16 protein-coding genes are annotated in these 20,539 nt (G+C 32.4%); 10 read left to right on the top strand and 6 right to left on the bottom strand.

The window, feature by feature from the left end:
* Window positions 1-20 precede the first annotated feature (20 nt).
* Together ric and ASC72_RS02390 are read left to right on the top strand one after the other, a co-directional pair.
* A complete protein-coding gene (gene ric, locus ASC72_RS02395; RefSeq protein WP_056186132.1) occupies window positions 21-743 on the top strand; it encodes an iron-sulfur cluster repair di-iron protein in 723 nt (240 codons plus the stop codon).
* 101 nt (window positions 744-844) lie between these two features.
* Window positions 845-2,062, top strand: a complete 1,218-nt coding sequence (locus tag ASC72_RS02390) for a hypothetical protein (RefSeq protein WP_056186872.1) — start codon at window positions 845-847, stop codon at window positions 2,060-2,062.
* A gap of 36 nt (window positions 2,063-2,098) precedes the next feature.
* On the opposite strand, the gene ASC72_RS02385 is transcribed toward ASC72_RS02390, so the two are convergent.
* From ASC72_RS02385 to nirK, 3 genes are read right to left on the bottom strand one after another with little or no spacing between them, the layout of a single operon-like run.
* Window positions 2,099-2,701 carry an SCO family protein gene (locus ASC72_RS02385; RefSeq protein ID WP_056186129.1) on the bottom strand — a complete coding sequence of 201 codons (603 nt, stop codon included), beginning with the start codon at window positions 2,699-2,701 and terminating at the stop codon, window positions 2,099-2,101.
* A 15-nt stretch (window positions 2,702-2,716) separates the two neighbouring features.
* Window positions 2,717-3,487: a formylglycine-generating enzyme family protein gene (locus tag ASC72_RS02380; RefSeq protein ID WP_056186127.1), complete on the bottom strand. Its 771-nt coding sequence runs from the start codon at window positions 3,485-3,487 to the stop codon at window positions 2,717-2,719.
* An 11-nt stretch (window positions 3,488-3,498) separates the two neighbouring features.
* Window positions 3,499-4,884 (bottom strand): copper-containing nitrite reductase, encoded by a 1,386-nt coding sequence (gene nirK / locus ASC72_RS02375; protein WP_371258423.1) that lies wholly within the window; start codon window positions 4,882-4,884, stop codon window positions 3,499-3,501.
* 352 nt (window positions 4,885-5,236) lie between these two features.
* On the opposite strand from nirK, the gene ASC72_RS02370 reads away from it, so the two are divergent.
* On the top strand, window positions 5,237-6,499 hold the full coding sequence (locus ASC72_RS02370) for a pyridoxal phosphate-dependent aminotransferase family protein (protein WP_056186119.1): 1,263 nt from the start codon (window positions 5,237-5,239) through the stop codon (window positions 6,497-6,499).
* Between the two features lie 118 nt (window positions 6,500-6,617).
* Window positions 6,618-7,097: a hypothetical protein gene (locus tag ASC72_RS02365; RefSeq protein ID WP_056186117.1), complete on the top strand. Its 480-nt coding sequence runs from the start codon at window positions 6,618-6,620 to the stop codon at window positions 7,095-7,097.
* An 87-nt stretch (window positions 7,098-7,184) separates the two neighbouring features.
* Here the strand turns inward: ASC72_RS02365 and ASC72_RS02360 are convergent, their stop codons facing one another.
* Both ASC72_RS02360 and ASC72_RS02355 read right to left on the bottom strand, forming a co-directional pair.
* Entirely contained in the window at window positions 7,185-8,303 is a 1,119-nt protein-coding gene (locus ASC72_RS02360) for a hypothetical protein (protein WP_056186114.1), read from the bottom strand.
* Between the two features lie 49 nt (window positions 8,304-8,352).
* On the bottom strand, window positions 8,353-9,321 hold the full coding sequence (locus ASC72_RS02355; protein ID WP_056186110.1) for a transporter: 969 nt from the start codon (window positions 9,319-9,321) through the stop codon (window positions 8,353-8,355).
* A gap of 124 nt (window positions 9,322-9,445) precedes the next feature.
* Between ASC72_RS02355 and ASC72_RS02350 the strand changes: the two genes are divergently transcribed.
* From ASC72_RS02350 to ASC72_RS02325, 6 genes are all read left to right on the top strand, one after another.
* Complete coding sequence (locus ASC72_RS02350; protein WP_056186107.1) at window positions 9,446-9,730, top strand: DUF4834 family protein; 285 nt, start codon at window positions 9,446-9,448, stop codon at window positions 9,728-9,730.
* A 50-nt stretch (window positions 9,731-9,780) separates the two neighbouring features.
* Window positions 9,781-12,243, top strand: a complete 2,463-nt coding sequence (locus ASC72_RS02345) for a YfhO family protein (RefSeq protein WP_056186104.1) — start codon at window positions 9,781-9,783, stop codon at window positions 12,241-12,243.
* A gap of 59 nt (window positions 12,244-12,302) precedes the next feature.
* Window positions 12,303-13,589: a glycosyltransferase family 4 protein gene (locus ASC72_RS02340; protein WP_056186101.1), complete on the top strand. Its 1,287-nt coding sequence runs from the start codon at window positions 12,303-12,305 to the stop codon at window positions 13,587-13,589.
* A 42-nt stretch (window positions 13,590-13,631) separates the two neighbouring features.
* On the top strand, window positions 13,632-15,101 hold the full coding sequence (locus ASC72_RS02335) for an oligosaccharide flippase family protein (RefSeq protein ID WP_056186098.1): 1,470 nt from the start codon (window positions 13,632-13,634) through the stop codon (window positions 15,099-15,101).
* Window positions 15,102-15,196: 95 nt separating this feature from the next.
* Entirely contained in the window at window positions 15,197-16,834 is a 1,638-nt protein-coding gene (locus ASC72_RS02330) for a mechanosensitive ion channel family protein (RefSeq protein ID WP_056186095.1), read from the top strand.
* Between the two features lie 238 nt (window positions 16,835-17,072).
* Window positions 17,073-17,372, top strand: a complete 300-nt coding sequence (locus tag ASC72_RS02325) for a hypothetical protein (protein WP_056186092.1) — start codon at window positions 17,073-17,075, stop codon at window positions 17,370-17,372.
* 73 nt (window positions 17,373-17,445) lie between these two features.
* Here ASC72_RS02325 and uvrA read toward each other — a convergent pair whose 3' ends face one another.
* Window positions 17,446-20,241 (bottom strand): excinuclease ABC subunit UvrA, encoded by a 2,796-nt coding sequence (gene uvrA, locus ASC72_RS02320; RefSeq protein ID WP_056186089.1) that lies wholly within the window; start codon window positions 20,239-20,241, stop codon window positions 17,446-17,448.
* Window positions 20,242-20,539: the final 298 nt, after the last annotated feature.

Genomic DNA, 20,539 nt, shown 5'->3' with positions numbered 1-20,539 from the left:
ATTAATTAATTTAAAACAAAATGGAAAATTTAAAAGATAAAACTATTGGGGCATTTGTAGCTCAGGACTTTAGAACAGCAGCAGTATTTTCAAAATATCAAATTGATTTTTGCTGCAAAGGAAACAGAACAATCAATGAAGTTTGTGAAAAACAAGATATCGATGCAGATACCTTACTTCAAAATGTATTTGATGTCTTGCAGTCAGAAAATAATAATACGATAGATTTTAATTCGTGGCCTTTAGATTTATTAGTCGATTATATTGAAAAAACACATCATCGTTATGTTGAAGAAAAAACAGGAATTATTCTGCAGTTTTTAAATAAATTATGTAGTGTGCATGGGGCAAATCATCCCGAATTATTTAAAATAAACGAATTGTTTACAGCAGGTGCCGGAGAATTATCTCAGCATATGAAGAAAGAAGAATTAATGTTGTTTCCTTTCATCAAAAGAATGGTGAAAACCAAAGAATCTAATGGTGTTTTGTCGCAACCTTCTTTCGGAACAGTCTCTAATCCAATTGCAATGATGATGCAGGAACATGACAATGAAGGAGAACGCTTTCGCGAAATTGCAAATCTGACCAATAATTACACGGCTCCGGCCGATGGTTGTACCACTTATAAAGTAACATTTGCTATGTTGGATGAATTTGAGCAAGATTTACATAAACACATTCATTTAGAAAATAATATTCTTTTTCCTAAAGCGATAATTTTAGAAGAAGAGTTCGCTTAAAAAATGTAATAAATTAGAATAAATGCACTGAACAAATCTCAATAAAATGAATTGTTATCAGTGCATTTTTATTTATAAGAAAAATGAAATTATTATCTAAAATGAACACACAGAGAAGCTGGATAATTTGTTGCTTTATAAACTTTATTGTGGCTTCTATTATGGGTTTACTGATGCGTTTCGCCTATCTTTTTCCTTTTAAAAACATCAATTATATTTATTTGCTTCATGCACATTCTCACGTTGCGATGCTCGGTTGGGTTTATATGATGATTTTTGTTTTGATTGTTCATTTTTTTATTCCGAAAGACAAAAATGATAACCCAATTTACAATCAATTATTTTGGATCACAGAATTTACAGTTGTTGGAATGATGATAAGTTTTCCGATTCAGGGATATGCTTTGTTTTCGATTGTATTTTCTACCCTGCATATTTTATTGAGTTATTTTTTTTGCTGGCTGGTTTGGAGGGATTGTTCGAAAGATAGAGGTCCTGCCGAAAAATTATTAATAGTATCAATTTTATTTATGGTTTTTTCAACTTTTGGAGTCTGGTGTTTAGGACCAACAATCAATATGTTAGGAAAACAAAGTGTTTTTTATCAAATTGCTATTCAGTTTTTTCTGCATTTTCAATTTAATGGTTGGTTTCTATTTGCGATTTTGGCTTTGTTTGTTAAACAATTTAAAAATGAAATTGAAACAAGACAATTTAGAATTTTCCTGACATTGTTGATTTTGGGAACATTTTTTACAGTAGCATTTCCAATAAGCTGGTTTGTAAAAGATCAAATTTTAAAGTGTTTGAATACTTTTGGGTTTTTATTAGAGGTAATCGCTTTTGTATATTTCTATAAAATGCTAAATCCTCAGATAAATCAATTTAAGGCAAATCTTGATTCATTAACTCAAGGGACTTATGTTTTTGCTTTATGGTCTTTATCTTTAAAAATGATATTACAATTAGCGGTTCTTCTGCCAAATCTCACTGAAGTTTCTCATCAAATCAGAAATTGGGTAATTGGGTTTATTCATTTGACTACACTCGGAATCATTACCGGATTTTTGTTTGGAATCTTACTTCAGAATAATCTTCTTCAGCGAAAAGCTTATTTATTAAAGATTGGAGTAAAGTGTTTTTTCTTCGGATATGTAATTACGGAGATCCTTTTATTTCTGCAAGGAATATTCTATTTCTTAGATAAGGGATTGCTTTTTGGCTATTATGAAGCAATTTTTGGAGCCAGCATCTTTATTGTTGCGGGATTGTTATTGATTCTGATTTCGGTATTAAAAACAAAAACAAGGTTTGATTAATCAAAATCTCCCCTTGTTTTTAACTAATCAACCTATTTAAATTTTTGCTGCTTCTTCATTTATTTTATTTACAGTTTGGTCATTATTTACTCCTAAACCTTCCTGTTGGTATATTAATTCCCCTTTTGGATTAAAAACACTAATGATATTCGAATGTGAAAATTCCATTGGAGATATCTGTTTATAATTAACAGCCAGAATAGCAGCAAATTCGCGCGTATTATCTTCCGTTGATCTTAAGAAAAGCCAGGGTTCGTTGTCCATTTTGTTGGCTATAGCAAATGATTTGAGTTTTTTTGGCGTATCAGTAACAGGATCAATACTTACTAAAATAAGTTTTACATTTTTTTTAGTTTTTTGATTCAGTTTTGCTTCAATACTTCTCATATCGGCCACAAGTCGAGGACAGGCAGCTTTGCAGGAAGTATAAATCATAACCATCACGAGAACATTTCCATTAAGACTCTTAAGTTCAATGTTTTTTCCGTCTTGTGTTGTCCATTCAGAGGGTAAATTATAAATAGACAAATCACTTACTTCCTTGTTTTTAATGACTGTAGGATTCGTTTCTTTGAGTTTTTCTTTACAACCTTGCAAAGAAAAAAGAAGACTAAAAACGGCAACTAGTATTTTTTTCATTCAATTAATTTTAAATTAAAGCTTCGTTTTACTGGCACATCGAAAACCAAGATTGCGTGTTGAATATTGTGCTTTTAGGCTTCCTCTAAAGGCATATCGCATAAAAGCAGCATAATCCATTAAATCGGTTGCATTTACAGAGGAAGCGCCACAAAAAAGATTCTTATCGGCACTTTTGTCTTTTCTGGATTCGCCAGACAAAAAAATGCTGTTAAAGTCGGCTGTCCATTCCCATACTAATCCGTGCATATCATAAACACCCCAATAATTTTTAAAGGTTTGTCCAATCGGATTCTCGTATGTTTTTGATTTTTCGTACCACGACAAAATGTATTTATTAAATTCCGTTTTGGTTCGGGCGTCTATTTTTTTCTCGTCTGCCATTGCAACATATTCCCATTCATCCATTGTTGGTAAGCGTTTTCCCTGGCATTCGCAATATTTTTTTGCTGCAAACCATGAAACATTTGTTGCAGGAGCTTTTGGATTTGAAGTTCCAAAATCAAAATCATTTTTCCAATACGTGAGATAACTTTTATCAGCAAATAGTCCTTTTATTTTAGATTTTCTGAACTCTGGATATTTTTTAACGAAGCTCAAATACTGTGAATTCGTTACAGGATATACATCTATAAAAAAAGATTTTACAGTCACAGGTTTTTTTGATGAGGCCCCATAAAGAGGGACAAAAGAGCCCTCCTCTATAGGAACCATTTTCGATTCTTGAGCTTGCATGAATCCAATATGAACTAAGAAAAGAAAAATAATTAAATTTTTTTTTTGCATAATGGAGTGCTTTAACGGAATGCTTTTACCATTTCTGGAGTAACTTCTGTTTTGTTATTTCCCCAACTGTTATAGATGTACGTTAAAACATTGGCTATTTCATCATCAGATAAATTTTGTGCCGGCATAACGTTGTTGAACTTTTTACTATTTACCATTACTTCACCACTTAAACCGTGTAAAATGGTAGTAATAGCACGTTTTGAATTTGCATTTAAAAAGTCTGATTTTGCAAGAGGAGGAAAGGTGTTCGGAATTCCTTGCCCTTCAGATTGATGGCAGGCAAAACAAGTGGTTCCAAAAATCTGCTTTCCATTAGTTATTTTTTCCGCTAAAGTTCTTTTAGGTGCTGCAGTTTTTGCGGTTACATTCTGCGGCATTTTTTGAATAGTCCCTCCTTCAGGCAAATAAATTCCTTCCTGAATTGTTCCTGAATAAATACTTTTATTTTCTTCGCCCTCAACTTTAAGAATTCCTAAAGCTCCTTTATTAAAAGCTCTAAAAATAGAGTGGTCAACCATAATAAAATTTCCGGGAGTTTCGACTTTAAAATCAACGATAGCTGAACCACCTGCAGGAATTAAAGTTGTTTGAACATTTTTATTTATCAGCGCTCCGCCTTCTACATGCACATGATCAAAAATTTCTCCAATAACATGGAAAGATGAGACTAAATTTGGTCCGCCATTACCAACAAATAAACGAACAGTTTCTCCTACTTTTGCTGTTAGTTCATTTCCGTTTGTCATAGAGCCCACTTTTCCGTTAAAAACAACATAATCAGGTGTTTCTTTAATCGCTTTATTCATGTCAAAAGCCTGAAGACCCTTAGCTCCATATTCACCCTGGGTATAAAAATCACCTTGCATTACGTAATATTCCTTGTCAACTTTAGGTAATCCGCCTTCTGGTTCAACCAGAATCAATCCGTACATTCCATTTGCAATGTGCATTCCCACAGGAGCAGTTGCACAATGGTAAACATACAGCCCGGGATTTATAACTTTAAAACTAAATACTTTTTCATGCCCTGGTGCTACTAATGACGATGTTGCACCTCCGCCAGGACCAGTGACCGCATGTAAATCAATATTGTGGGGTAATTTATTATCCGGATGGTTTTTTAAATGAAATTCAACTTCATCTCCTACACGAGTTCTGATGAAACTTCCTGGAACGGAGCTGCCAAATGTCCAATAAGTATATTTTACGCCATCAGCCATCGTGCCTTCCTGCTCCTTAATTTCCATATTGACTTTTAATTTCATGGCTGCTCTGTCACCAACTGGCTTTGGAACCATCGGTGGTGTAGTAAGTTCGGCCTGCATTTCTCCTTTTGCTACAATCTTAGTATAATCTTGTGATTGCTCATTTTCTTTGCAAGAGTATAATATCATTGATATACAAATGGTGTAAAATAAGACTTTCAGTCTAATCGGGATTTGTGTCTTCTTTTTCATAATAGATTGGTTTTATTTTAGTTTTTAAATCTAAAGTAAATTTAAAAGACTAAATTGTCCTTTATTATGATAAAAGTCATATATTACTTATAATTTACAGGGTTAGTTTTGAGAGTCTATTTTAGATTTTAATTTTTAAAGAAAATTAGTACAATAAAATAAAGTTTTTGCACAAAAGTTTATGAAAGAGCGATTTTGAATTCGAATCATTTTTAAATAATTATGATTCCATAGAATAAATATTTATTTTTGCTCGCTGATAAATTAAAATTATTACTTCAAATATATTATGGTAAAAGATTTATTCGAAAGAATCCAGAACAATAAGGGCCCTTTAGGAAAATGGGCGTCACAAGCAGAAGGTTATTTTGTGTTTCCTAAATTAGAAGGAGAGTTAGGTCCAAGAATGCAGTTTGGTGGAAAAAATATTTTAAACTGGAGTATTAATGATTATTTAGGTCTTGCTAATCATCCGGAAGTTCGTCAGGCAGATATTGAAGCTGCAACTCAATTTGGAGCAGCTTACCCAATGGGCGCACGAATGATGTCTGGCCATACCAAATACCACGAACAATTAGAAAATGAATTGGCTGATTTCGTAATGAAACCTGCCGCTTATTTATTGAACTTTGGTTATCAGGGAATGGTATCTATAATTGATGCATTAGTTACTAAAAATGATATTATTGTTTATGATGTAGATTCTCATGCCTGCATTATCGACGGAGTTCGTTTGCATATGGGTAAACGTTTTACCTACAAGCACAATGATTTGGAAAGTATTGAGAAAAACTTGCAACGTGCCACAAAAATGGCAGAAGAAACTGGTGGAGGTATTTTATTGATTACTGAAGGGGTTTTTGGAATGCGTGGTCAACAAGGAAAGTTGAAGGAGATTGTTGCCATGAAAGAAAAGTACAATTTCCGATTATTGGTTGATGATGCACACGGTTTTGGTACTCTTGGTAAAACAGGAGCAGGAGCAGGAGAAGAGCAAGGCGTACAACAGGATATTGATGTTTATTTCTCTACTTTTGCAAAATCTATGGCCAATATTGGTGCTTTTGTTGCTGCAGATAAGGATATTATTGATTATTTAAAATATAATTTACGTTCTCAAATGTTTGCAAAAGCATTGCCAATGATTCAAACCATTGGTTCTTTGAAACGTTTAGAATTATTACGTAACCATCCGGAATTAAAAGATAAGCTTTGGGAAAATGTAAATGCATTACAAAATGGTTTACGCTCAAGAAATTTTAATATTGGAGATACTAATACTTGTGTTACACCAGTTTATTTAGAAGGAAGTGTTCCGGAAGCTATGGTCATGGTAAACGATTTAAGAGAGAACTACGGTATCTTTTTATCAATTGTAATTTATCCGGTAATTCCTAAAGGAATTATTTTATTAAGAATGATTCCGACAACTTCACATACTTTAGAAGATATTGATGAGACATTAATAGCTTTTGAAGCAATTCGCGAGAAATTAGAAAACGGAACTTATAAAGAAATTGCAAGCACAACAAAAGTTGATTTAGATGCTTAATTTCTAATAGAAAATATATTCCTATATGGGAATTATATAAAAAAATCCATTCGTTATACGAGTGGATTTTTTTTATTTAGGGTAACTTTATAATTCAAAAATCAGTAAAATTAGGATTATGAAAAAATTATCAGCATTAATGATCATTCTGGTGGGAATTTTTATTTCTTGTAAAAAAGAAATAACACTACCACCTCCCCAAATAGAACCAAATCCTCCAAAAGAAGCAGAACTTGTTGAGCCTGCTGGAGACCAATGTTATACTTCCAGACTTAATGGTAATATCGTAGCGTTAAGTTTTAATGTGAATTCACATCAGGAAGTAAACGGAAAATTAAGTTATAATATAACAGGAAAAGATAAAAACGAAGGTACTATAATTGGTAATATGAAAGGTGATACCCTGATTGCAGATTATACTTTTATGTCTGAAGGTGTTTCTTCTGTCAGAGAGGTTGTTTTTTTGCAAAAAGACGGAGCTTTTATTGAAGGATATGGCGATGTAACAGATGCAAATGATAAAGTTACTTTTAAGGATAAAAAGAAATTAAAATTTGATGCAAAAAATACGTTGATAAAATCTGATTGTCCAGAATAAAGAAATAAAAAAAATTGTAAAAAAAATCCATTCCGTTTGCGGAATGGATTTTTTTTTGACTGAAACTGCCACTGAGACTGACAACTTCTAAAGATCCTTTCTATATGTTTTCCTCTGACAGTGAATTTTTGGATCAAAGTTTTTCCAAAGTAAATGAATTGCTGTATTCTCGGCCAATTCTGGTGTTCTAATACAATTTTGAATTCCTTTTTCCGAAAAAGTTTTAAAATATTCATCAAAAATAATAGCTGTAACACCTTTGTTTTGATAATCAGGATGAACTCCAATTAAGTAAAAGACAACATCTTTACTCTTTTTTCTGGCCTGTAATAAATGCCAAAAACCAAACGGGAATAATTTACCTTTTGCTTTTTGCAATGCTTCAGAAAAACTTGGCATTACGATACTAAAAGCTATTAAATTATCATCCTTGTCAACAACAAATTTGATGTATTCCGGGTTGATAAAACTGATATATTTTTTCTTGAAATATTCTTTTTGAACATCTGAAATTGCTACAAACGAAGCTAAATTGGCATAAGAAGTATTAAACAAATCAAACATTTTATCCACGTGTGGCATAATGTCTTTTGTTTTAGTAAAAGTCAAAGCTCTTAAACCGTATCGTTTTTTAATTAATTCCTGAGCTTTAAGAAAAAACTCTGGTTTTACGTTTGAAAACGGGAAAATACTTTCTATATATTCCTTCTCTACCTGAAAACCTAATTGTTCAAAATGAGTTACATAATAGGGATTGTTATACCAGGTAATCATGGTTCCCATTTGATCATAACCTTCCGTAAGAACTCCAACTTTATCTAAATTAGAAAATCCCATTGGACCTTCTGTATGTTCCAGATTATGTTTTCTGCCTAATTCATATACTTTTTCCATCAACGCTTTTGTTACTTCAATGTCATCAATAACATCAAACCAGCCAAAACGTACTTTTCTTTTATGTTGATTATTTACTTCAGACCAATTTATGATTGCCGTAATACGACCAACAATTTCATTGTTTTTGTAAGCCAGATAAAAGTAAGCTTCAGCATGGTCAAAAGCGGGGTTTGTCGTTTTATCAAAAGACTCTAATTCATCAGCAATAATAGGCGGCACCCAATACGGATTGTCTTTGTATAACGAAAACGGAAATTTGATATATTCTGTTAGTTCTTTTTTGGTTTTGGCTTCTTTAATTGTAATCATTAAAAGTCTTAATTGTTTTGTCCCCTTGTCAGAGAAGTTCAGTTGTTAATTATTCGTATTTAGCTTTACGCTTTCTTTCTTTTTCCTGATAGTCTATATTCTCTTCAGCATCTTTATTTTTAGATTTCCTGTCTTTCTTAAAAGTCATTTCTTGTTTTTCTTTATACCAACCATCATAACGCCATGAAAATCCAACTCCGCCATATAATACAGAAGGGGTATTTTTAAAATTGGTACTTATAGAGGCATCGATTTGCATGTTTGAATTGAGTAAATAAGCAGCGCCACCACGAACAATGGCATCACTGTAAAAGTCGCTTTTATATCCTTGATTCTCAATAAAGCCAGACCATTTATCATTAAATCCATGCGTTAAAGTTAATACATATCCATAACTAGGATAATCTGTTGTAATATAATCTGCAATAAAATTAGTAACAAAGACCCATTTTCCACCTCCAAAAAGATTTTGGGTAATTAATATTACTTTAGGAGAAATACTTGATTCAGGAGAAAATGAATAAGGATTATCTGCGCCAACAAAATTGGCTCCGGCAAATAAAGAAACCGCAGGTATTAATTGATGCCAATTAAAGGAATGATTTGCCTTATAGCTGTAGATATTGGCGGTTTTCTCATAGTTTTTAAAAGGATCATAAATTAAATATTTTGCCCCTAAAACGGTTTGTCTAAAGTTATTTTTTTTATAACTAGTGTAGGGAGTATCAAAGTTTTCCATTTGATATTGCAGGTCAAGAACAAATTCCAGTTTTTCCATGAATGCACCATATCTAATCGTTAAATCGGTTCCGAAGCCACTTGCATCATAATCTAGTAAATCGTGTTTTTCCTTAATTCCATAAACACCAATTTCACCTTGTATGATTGATTTTCCAACCGCATAGGCAGACATGGTTTCACCTGGACGATTTGAATTAATAACATCCGTGAATTGGGCAAAGAAAAGTTGTGGTAATAAAAAAAGAGATGTAATGAATAAGTTTTTAATTTTTAACATAAATATATTTTTGGATTAAAAAGTTATAACGCATTTCAAATGTACTATATTTTATTATTTATTTAAGATTGATATTTTAATTTTAAACAACGGATTTATTAATTTTGACAAAAATTATACAATTATGCAAGAAGCATCTTTTACAAATTTGTTTAAAACGATAATGTGGATCATTGCGTTTTATTATATTTTCAAATTTTTAGCCAAAATCTTTTTGCCAGTATTGGTGAAAAAAGCGGTTGAAAAAGCAGGTGAAAATTTTCAGAGACAGCAACAATATAGCCAGGATAACTCATGGCAAAAAACGCATACTAATAATGATGAGATAATCATCAACACGGCGAATGCAAAAAATCCTCGCGAAACCAAAAAGGTTGGCGATTATGTTGATTACGAAGAAATAGATTAAGTTTGTGTCCTGATTAATAGGATTCATCATTTAACCCAAACCAACCTAAATTGAAAATAGTAAATAAGTTCTATCCGCACGCCCTTGTTATATTGGGCTTTATTCTCGTTTCGTTAGTTTATTTTTATCCAGTTTTACAAGGAAAACAAATTTTCCAATCGGATATTGCACAATATACCGGAATGGCAAAAGAGCAAAATGACTTTAGAGCCGCTGAACATACAGAACCTTATTGGACCAATTCTGCTTTTGGAGGAATGCCAACTTATCAGTTAGGAGCTAATTATCCTAATGATTTTGTGGGTAAATTAGATGATGTTTTACGTTTTTTACCTCGTCCTTCTGATTATCTTTTTCTTTACTTCTTAGGTTTTTATGGTTTGTTGTTGGTTTTAAAAACGGATCCATTAAAAGCATTTATCGGCGCGATTGCGTTCGGTTTTTCTACTTATTTAATTATTATTCTGGGAGTTGGTCATAATGCAAAAGCGCACGCAATTGCTTATATGCCACTTGTGATAGCGGGTTTTATACTGGTATTTCAGAAAAAATATATTTGGGGAGGCTTGCTCACCATGTTTGCAGTTGCGTTGGAAGTTAACGCGAACCACTTTCAAATGACCTACTATCTTTTGATTTTCCTGCTGATTCTTTCCGGATATTTTGCTTTTCAATTTATTAAGGAAAAGGAGTATAAAGGGCTTTTAAAAGCTATTGGAGTGTTGGCTGTGGCCGGAATTTTTGCAATTGGTGCCAATGCCGGAAATTTATTAGCAACCAGCGAATATGCAAAATACAGTATTCGAGATAAAAGCGAATTGACTTTTAATCCTGACGGATCTAAAAATGAAACAACTGCTTCAATGACAACGGACTATATCACAGAATATAGTTATGGTATTGCAGAAAGTTTAAATTTAATTGCTCCACGAATTTTTGGAGGTTCTAGCCATGAAAATGTAGGTACAGACAGCCGTATGTACTCGTTTATGATCGAGCAGGGAGTTCCCTCAGAACAGGCACAGGATTTTGTTTCCGGAATGCCTACGTATTGGGGTGATCAGCCAATTGTTTCTGCACCAGCCTACATAGGAGTTGTAGTTTTCTTTTTGGCAGTCCTGGCTCTGTTTATTGATGAAAGAAAAATAAAGTATGTATTTCTTACAGGAGCTTTATTTACATTGATGCTTTCCTGGGGGAAAAATTTCTCATTGCTGACTAACTTTTTTATTGAGTACGTCCCGATGTATGATAAGTTCAGGGCAGTATCCTCTATTCAGGTCATCTTAGAATTATGTATTCCTGTACTTGCCGTAATGGGATTACAATCCTTTTTTAAGGCTAAAGACGAGCCAAAACTACAGCAAAAAGCCTTAATTCAGACCGGAGTTTTTGGACTTGGAGTTTTATTAATTTTGGTTATTGCCAAAGGGATGTTCCATTTTACAGGAATGAGTGATAATGCTTATCTTCAAAGTTATGGTCCTGCTTTTGTTGATGCATTAAAAGAAGATAGAATGAGTTTGTATTCTGCAGATTTATTGCGTTCAGGATTCTTTATAGTTATTACTTTTGGAATTTTATGGCTGTTTATCAAGAATAAATTAGCTCAGAATACAACTTTAATAATTGTCGGTGTCTTAATGATTTTCGATTTGTTTTTTGTTGATAAAAGATATGTTTCTGCTAAAGATTTTGTAAGTCCGGTACAAATTGCCGCCCCTTTTCAGGAAACTCCAATTGACACTAAGATTTTAGAAGATAAATCAATCTATCGTGTTTTTGATGTACAGGGACAGTTACAGGGAAGATCTTCTTATTTTCATAAAACCATTGGTGGCTATAGCGCTGTACGCCCAAGAAGAATGCAGCAATTGTTTGATTATCAAATAGCAAAAAGTAATATTGAGGTATTGAACATGTTAAATGTGAAATACATTATTCAAACAGATAAGGAAGGAAAAGAATTCCCTATTCCTAATCCTGAAGCAAATGGAAATGCCTGGTTTGTAAGCTCAGTCAAATTAGTAAACAATCCTGACAGTGTCATGAAAGCTTTGAATAACATTGATACTAAAAAGGTGGCCGTTTTTAATGTTCATGATTATGAAAATAAATTTGAAAATGCCCGAGCAAAAAAACAATGGGATACAACCGGAACAATAAAAGTGATAGAATATAAACCAAACTACATTAAATATCAGTCAGAAAACGGAAAAGATGGTTTAGCTGTTTTCTCTGAAATGTATTATAAAAATGGCTGGAATGCATATGTTGATGGTAAACTGACCGACCATTTCCCTGTGGATTATGTTTTAAGAGCAATGGAAGTTCCAGGTGGAAAACACACTATCGAATTTAAATTTGAACCTCAGATTGTAAAAACGGGAGGTACAATTACATTGGCAAGTTCAATCGGAATGTTACTGCTTTTGATTGGTGGGATTTATTTTGAAAAATTCTTTCGCAAAGATTCACAAAGAAATCACGGAGATACTCAAAAGAAACTTTAAATAATCTTTGCGAAACTTTGCGAGAACTTTGTGAGTCTCTGTGAAACCGATTCAATATAATGGAACCAAAAAAGCTTTTAATCATTACGTATTATTTCCCACCCGCTGGAGGACCCGGCGTACAACGTTGGTTGAAATTTGTAAAGTATTTGCCTGAATTTGATATTCAGCCCATTGTTTATGTTCCGGAAAACCCAACTTATCCAATAACTGACGAAGGTCTGGTCAGTCAAATATCTGATAAAGCAGTTGTTCTTAAAAATAAAATATGGGAACCGTACCAATTGGCTTCTGTTTTTTCAAAAAAGAAAACCAAGAAAATCAGTTCTGGAATTTTTCCTCAAAAGAAAAAACAAACTTTTTTAGATAAAACTTTTCTTTGGGTACGTGGAAATCTTTTTATTCCGGATGCACGTGTATTTTGGGTAAAGCCTTCAGTTGCTTATCTTGAAAAATATATTAAAGAAAACAATATCAATACCATTGTAACTTCTGGTCCGCCGCACAGTTTGCACTTAATTGGATTAGAATTAAAAGAAAAACTAAACGTTAAGTGGTTTGCTGATTTTCGCGATCCATGGACAACAATTGGATATCATAAAGCATTGCGTTTGTCTGCTTACGCTGCTAAAAAACATAAAAGTTTAGAGCACAAAGTTCTAAATAGTGCTGATACCATTATTGTAACCAGTAAAACAACTAAAACCGAATTTCAAGCTATTACTAATAAACCAATCTCAGTAATTACAAATGGCTATGATATCGAAAATGTAGAAAAGCAAATTTTAGATTCTAAATTTACTTTGGCGCATATCGGTTCTTTTTTATCAGATAGAAATCCAAAGTTTTTATGGGAATGTCTGATAGAACTACTTCAGGAAATCCCAGATTTTAAATTGCATTTAGAAATTAAATTAATTGGTGCCGTAAGTCAGGAAGTGCTTGATTCTATTCAGGACTTTGATCTGAATTCCTATTTAAATCTTTTGGGTTACGTTTCACACCATGAGGCAATTGCGCATCAAAAAAAGTCACAAGTTTTACTTCTAATCGAAATTAATTCTGAAGATACTAAAAGTATTATTCCGGGGAAATTGTTTGAATATATGGTGTCTAATCGACCAATAATTGCCATTGGACCTCAAGGGTCTGATTTTGCCGACATTATAAAAGAAACCAATACAGGAGTATTTTTTGATTATTCTGAAAAAGCGAAATTAAAAAGTGTAATTTTGGACTTTTATAATCAATTTTTGGAAGGAAAATTACAAGCTAATGGCGTTGGTTTACAACAATATTCAAGAAAAAACCTAACCAAACAATTAGCACAATTGATTAAAGGATAGTGCAAAAATCTAAAATCTAAACTCTACAATCTAAACTCAAACATGGGTATTGTTTTAAATCAGTCTTTCAAAAATACTATTATTACTTATATAGGTTTCGCTATTGGAGCCATTAACACACTTTATTTATATCCGGTTTTTTTAGGTGCAACTTACTACGCGTTAACAAATTATATATTGTCAGCAGCAAATGTTATCATGCCTTTGTTTGCTATTGGAATGCAAAATACCCTGGTTAAATTTTATTCCCAATATAAAACAGAGGAAGAAAGAGAAGAGTTTTTATCGTTTACAGCCTTATTTCCTGTATTGATGTGTATTCCTTTAGGAATTATTGGAATCTTTTTCTTTGATGATATTACGGCTTTTGTTTCTAAAGAAAATCCTGTTGTAAAGGAGTTTATGCTTCTGATTCCCTTTATAGGGATTTGTATGGCCTATTTTGAGATATTTTATGCTTGGGCTAGAGTACATATGCATTCGGTTTTTGGAAATTTTATTAAAGAAGTTGGATTAAGATTATTCTCAACAGTTGCTTTGATAGGTTTATATCTTCATTGGATAACTTTAGTTCAATTCGTTTATGTAACAGCAGGAATATATTTCATAGCTTTTATAGTAACTATGTTTTATGCTTTTTATGTTAAAAAGCCTAAATTTCAAATCAATATTCCTAAGAATGTAAAAGATGTAATGGAATATACTTTCTTCATTATTCTTTCAGGAAGTGTTGCCAATTTGCTTTTAGATGGTGACAAATTGATGCTGAACCAATATATGAAGATCGAAAATATTGCCTATTATTCGGTGGCAACTTATATCGCTTTGGTAATTTCTGTTCCGAGCCGCGCCATGCATCAGATTGTATATCCAATTACAGCAAAATTGATGCATGAAAACAAACATGATGAATTGAATTTATTATACAAAAAAACATCTATTAATCTTCAAATGGTTGGCGGGTTTGTAATGCTTTGTATTTTTGTCAATATCAGTCAATTGTATGAATTGGTTCCCAAAGAATATAGCGGAGGAATAGCCGTTGTATTTATGATCGGTTTATCTAAATATTTTGATTTGATTTTAGGGAATAATAATGCTATTATCTTTAATACAAAATATTATAGAATGGTGTTGTATTTAGGACTTTTATTGGTGTTTTTGACCATTGTTCTGAACATGATTTTTATTCCGATTTTTGGAATTTTTGGTTCTGCGTTTGCTACTTTATTATCTATTACCTTATATAGTATAGCAAAATTGCTATTTGTTGTTAAAAAACTTCATTTATATCCATTTACAAAAGAAACAGTCTATTCCATGTTGCTCACATTTGCTTTGTTTCTTGTGTTTTACTTTTGGGAATTTCCTTTTTATCAATTAATTAGTATTGCTTTGAAATCAATTCTGGTAACGATTTTATATGTCTACCTGAATTATAAATTCAATATTTCACCAGACATTAATAAGGTAATTGATGGTCTTTTGAAAAAGGTAGGTATTAAAATTTAATACGATTTTATTGAGAAAACAGACAGTTATGTAATTTTTAAGCTATTTTGTTTTTATATTTGTTAGAAGGATAACTAATTTATTTCTAGCAGAATATGAAAAAGAAATTACCTTACTTTTTACTGTTGTTTGTTGTTTTGTTTTCTTCAATAGTCTCCGCTCAAAAAGATACTTTAACTATTTCTCAGCCAAAATTAAAAGGATACCCGATTGTTCCTTTTAAAGACACCCTTTTTTACGTCTATAATAAAGTAGGATCTTTTTCTGCAGAAAGCAGAGCTAACGCTATTACTGAAAAAATCAGGAAACTTTATCATGATTCTTTTTTTGAAAGCGATTCGATTGTGGTTGTCCCTTCAGATATTTCTCAGGATATCACTTATAAAGGTGATTTGATTATAATGTCTGTTTTGGATATTGATGCCAAAGTCGAAAATGAAACCGCTGCTTTTATTGCAAAGCGAAATTTAACTTTAATAAAAAATGCTGTTGTTTACCAAAATGAAAATTATTCGCAGTTGCCAAAACGCTTTGGCTATACTGCCTTATTAATTTTAATAATCGGTTTGGTTTTATATTTTGTCGGTAAAATCTTTAACTGGATAAGATTCCGAATCTTAAAAAACAGCGACAGGTATTTCAAAGGTTTCAATTACAATAATATCAATATTTTATCGCCTCATAAGCAGCAGTTTGTATTGATGCGATTATTTGGTTTTATTAAAATCATCACCCTTATTTTTATTGTTTATCTTTCATTACCAGTTTTATTTAGCATATTTCCAGCTACAGAAGCGTATACAACGACTTTATTACGTTGGATTTTAACTCCTGCAAAATTGGCAATCATGGGTTTTGTAGACTTTTTGCCAAGTTTGATAACGATTATTGTCATCATTGTCATTTTTAGATATAGTATAAAAATTATCAAGTTCTTCTTTGATGAGATAAAAAAAGAAAACATAAAAATTGATGGATTTTATAATGATTGGGCAATGCCGACATTTAATATTATTAGATTATTAATGTACGCTTTTATGTTGGTTATTATTTTTCCGTATTTGCCAGGTTCAGATTCTCCAATTTTCAAAGGGGTTTCTGTATTTGTCGGTGTTTTGTTCTCTTTAGGTTCTTCAAATGCCATTGCCAATATGGTTGCGGGTTTAGTAATTACATATATGCGTCCGTTTAAAATTGGCGATTTTATTAAAATTGGTGATGTAAGTGGAGAAGTAATCGAAAAGACAGCTTTAGTAACCCGTATTAGAACTCCTAAATTCGAGGATATTACAATACCAAATGCGACAGTTTTATCTAGTACTTCAACTAACTTTTCGGCTAATACAAAACAAACAACTAATGGCTTATTAATTCATACTACTGTCACCATTGGGTATGATGTACCGTGGAAGGATATTCATAAAGCATTAATTGATGCGGCTCTAAAGACAGATATGACAGAGAAAACCCCAGAGCCTTTTGTTCTGCAAACAAGCTTGGATGATTTTTATGTGTCATATCAAATAAATGTTTATACGAAAGAACCTACAAAACAGCCAAGGATTTATTCGTCGCTGCATCAGAACATTCAGGATTCTTTTAATGCTGCAGGAATTGAAATTATGTCGCCACATTATAGCGCGTTACGTGACGGAAATACTACAACAATTCCTGAAAATTATTTGAAACCTGACTATGAAGCTCCTGCATTCAGTTTTAAAAAGAAGGATTAATAAAATGGTAATATATTGATATCGTGATGTTAAATTTAAATTTTAACAGTTATTCGTTTTGTAATTTAATTTATAAAATTTAATTTTAGGTTGAATTTTTATCAACAGATTATTTGATTAGATATAGAATATCTTGATAAATGCAATAAAAATTCAATTACAAAGTTTTTATCTGAATTGATTACCTACTTAAATTATTAAAGTTAAAGAGTTTTAGAATTTAAAAAAAAGGAGGGCTATGAAAAAGAATAAACTGAGTCAAGAACAAAGTTTACAAGTATTTTCGAATATGATATCAAATAAGGTTCATAAAGGATTTAAACTTGAAGAAAGAAATGACAAATTGCTTTTTGCGGTTCTTTCTAAAGGAGGAAAGGTTGTTAATCATGGTTTAAATTTCACCATTTTTTGCTTAACCTTAGGATTGTGGTCATTTGCCTGGTTATATCTAACCCTACAGGCATCTAAAGAGAAAAAAATATTGGTTGCTATCGATGAAGATGGTTTCCCGTTTGAAGAAAGATGTTTGGTTGCTTAACATTTAAATTGCAAAAGGAAAATTCCAAATTCCAATAGGATAATCGCTATTGGAATTTGGAATTTTTTTATAATTAAAGTTTATCCTTTAAATAAACTCCTGTAACGGATTCTTTTACTTTTACAATATCTTCAGGTGTTCCTACTGCCAGTAAATGCCCACCATTCTCTCCACCTTCCGGGCCTAAATCAATAATCCAGTCGGCACATTTTATTAAATCAAGATTGTGTTCAATTACAATTATCGAATGTCCTTTTTCGATTAAGGCATCAAATGACTTTAATAGTTTTTTAATGTCGTGAAAATGTAAACCAGTTGTTGGTTCATCAAAAACAAATAACGCCTTATCTTTTGTGGCTCCTTTTACTAAAAAGGAAGCTAATTTAATACGCTGCGCTTCACCGCCAGAAAGTGTAGAAGAAGATTGTCCCAACTGCACATATCCTAAACCAACATCTTGTAAAGGCTGTAATTTTTGAGTGATTTTGGTTTGTTTGTTTTTTTCAAAAAAAGCAATCGCATCATCAATAGTCATCGTCAGAATATCATTGATATTTTTTTCATCAAAATTGATTTCTAAAATTTCTTTTTTGAAACGTTTCCCTCCACAAGTTTCACATGGTAAAGAAACATCGGCCATAAAGACCATTTCGACGTTTATAGAGCCTTCTCCTTTACAAGTTTCGCATCGGCCTCCATCAACATTAAAAGAAAAATGTTTAGCCTGATAACCTCTTATTTTGGATAATTTTTCTTTGGCATATAAATCACGAATGTCGTCATAAGCTTTTATGTATGTTACCGGATTCGATCGTGAACTTCTTCCAATCGGATTCTGATCTACATATTCAATATGTTTTATCTGAGAGAAAGAACCTTTTATTTCGGTAAACTGACCCGCTTTTTCGGCTGCATTTTCCAGTTTTTTCTGTATAGCAGGAAATAAAATTTTCTTGATTAAAGTACTTTTTCCGCTTCCTGAAACTCCGGTAACAACCGTTAAAACATCTAAAGGAAATGTAACATCAATATTTTTTAAGTTATTTTCTCGCGCGCCAACAATATCAATATGATTTTTAAATTTTCTTCTTTTCTTCGGAACAGAAATTTCCAAATCTCCATTCAGATATTTCGCCGTTAAAGATTCTGATTTTAAAATTTCATCATACGTTCCCTGCGCCACTAAATTTCCTCCAAAAGTTCCTGCTTCCGGACCAATATCAATAATCATATCGGCAGCTTTCATGATGTCTTCATCATGTTCCACTACAATAACAGTATTTCCTAAATCGCGAAGTGAGAGTAAAACCTTAATAAGTCGCTCTGAATCTTTGGGATGCAGTCCAATACTTGGTTCATCCAGAATATACATCGATCCAACCAAACTACTTCCTAATGAAGTGGCGAGATTAATACGTTGTGATTCTCCTCCGGAAAGTGTCGAAGAATTTCTATTTAGTGTAAGATAATCTAAACCAACTTCAGTTAAGAACGATAAACGATTGTTGATTTCAACCATCAAACGTTTCGCAATTTGCTGTTCGTATTTGTCTAATTCAAGATCTTTGAAAAACGTAACTAAATGTTTAATTGGAAGATCGACTAAATCTGAAACTGTTTTTCCGCCAATTTTCACATAAGAAGCTTCTTCTCGTAAACGTTTTCCGCGACAGGCATGACATTTTGTTTTTCCACGGTAACGAGATAGCATTACGCGGTTTTGAATCTTATAATTTTTCTCTTCTAATTCCCTAAAGAAATCATTTAACCCTTGAAAATATTGATTTCCTTTCCAGATTAAATCTTTTTGATCTTCTGTTAACTGAAAATAAGGTTTATGAATAGGAAAATCGAATTTGTAGGCATGTTTTACCAATTCGTCTTTGTACCAGCTCATACTTTCTCCTCTCCAGGGATAAATAGCACTTTCAAAAACGGATAAAGAGGTATTAGGAACCACTAAATCGGCATCAATACCAATTATATTTCCGTAGCCTTCGCAAACCGGACACGCACCATAGGGATTATTGAAACTGAATAAATGTACATTGGGTTCCAGGAAAGTAATTCCGTCCAACTCGAAATTATTCGAATAGGTAAATCTTTTATCTGAGTTTAATTCCTGTAAATAACAAATCCCTTTTCCTTCAAAAAAAGCAGTCTGCACGGCATCGGCTAAACGATTATAGAATTCTTCTTCTTCTTTAACAACAATCCTGTCAATAATTAACAGAATGTCTTTATTGTCTAATTTGTGGATTTCTGTTGGTGTAAATTCATCTAAACGAACCATTTCGTTATCAACCAAAATACGGGCAAAACCTTGTTGCAAAAGTACTTTTAGTTTATCTTCAAGTTGTCTTCCTTCTTCTAAATGAATAGGAGAAAGCAGCAGCCATTTGCTGTCTAATTCTAATGTTTTTACATCAGCAACAACATCGGTAACGGTATTTTTTTTGACTTCCTGTCCCGAAATAGGCGAAAAAGTACGACCGATTCTGGCGAATAAAAGTTTGATGTAATCGTAGATTTCAGTTGAAGTTCCAACAGTCGAACGCGCATTGGTTGTATTAACTTTTTGCTCAATAGCAATTGCAGGCGCAATACCTTTGATGTATTCTACTTTTGGTTTGTCAAGACGACCAAGGAATTGACGTGCATATGATGATAAACTTTCTACATAACGACGTTGTCCTTCGGCGTATAAAGTATCAAATGCCAAACTTGATTTTCCTGATCCTGAAAGACCTGTGATTACAACAAGTTTATTTCGGGGAATAGCGACATCTACATTTTTTAGATTATGTACCTGCGCTCCTTTAATTATAATATTATGTTTTGGGTCGAGTTTTGAAAGATCAATTTGCATAAAAAAAGTCAATTTTTACAAAAGTAATCAATTTTGAATTGTGTTTTGCTAATGAGATTGTTCCAAATTTTAACTAATTGCGTAGAGTGTAATTCATTAAAAGTCAAATTTGTCAATAATTTTTGTTTCAGGCAGATTTTGCAGATTTAAGCAGATTTAAATTTAAAATAAATAATCTGCGCTCATCTACTTAGATCTTTTTAAATCTGCGTGAAAAGCTTTGGAGACTTGCTATTAAACATAGCCCACGGTTTCAACCGTGGGAGCGCAATGTATTATCCCAATGTATTATCACAAT

The sequence above is a fragment of the Flavobacterium sp. Root420 genome (assembly GCF_001427905.1).
Lineage (GTDB): Bacteria > Bacteroidota > Bacteroidia > Flavobacteriales > Flavobacteriaceae > Flavobacterium.
The sequence above is the reverse complement of the archived record's forward strand: the minus strand, read 5'-3'. Positions and strand labels throughout refer to the sequence as shown.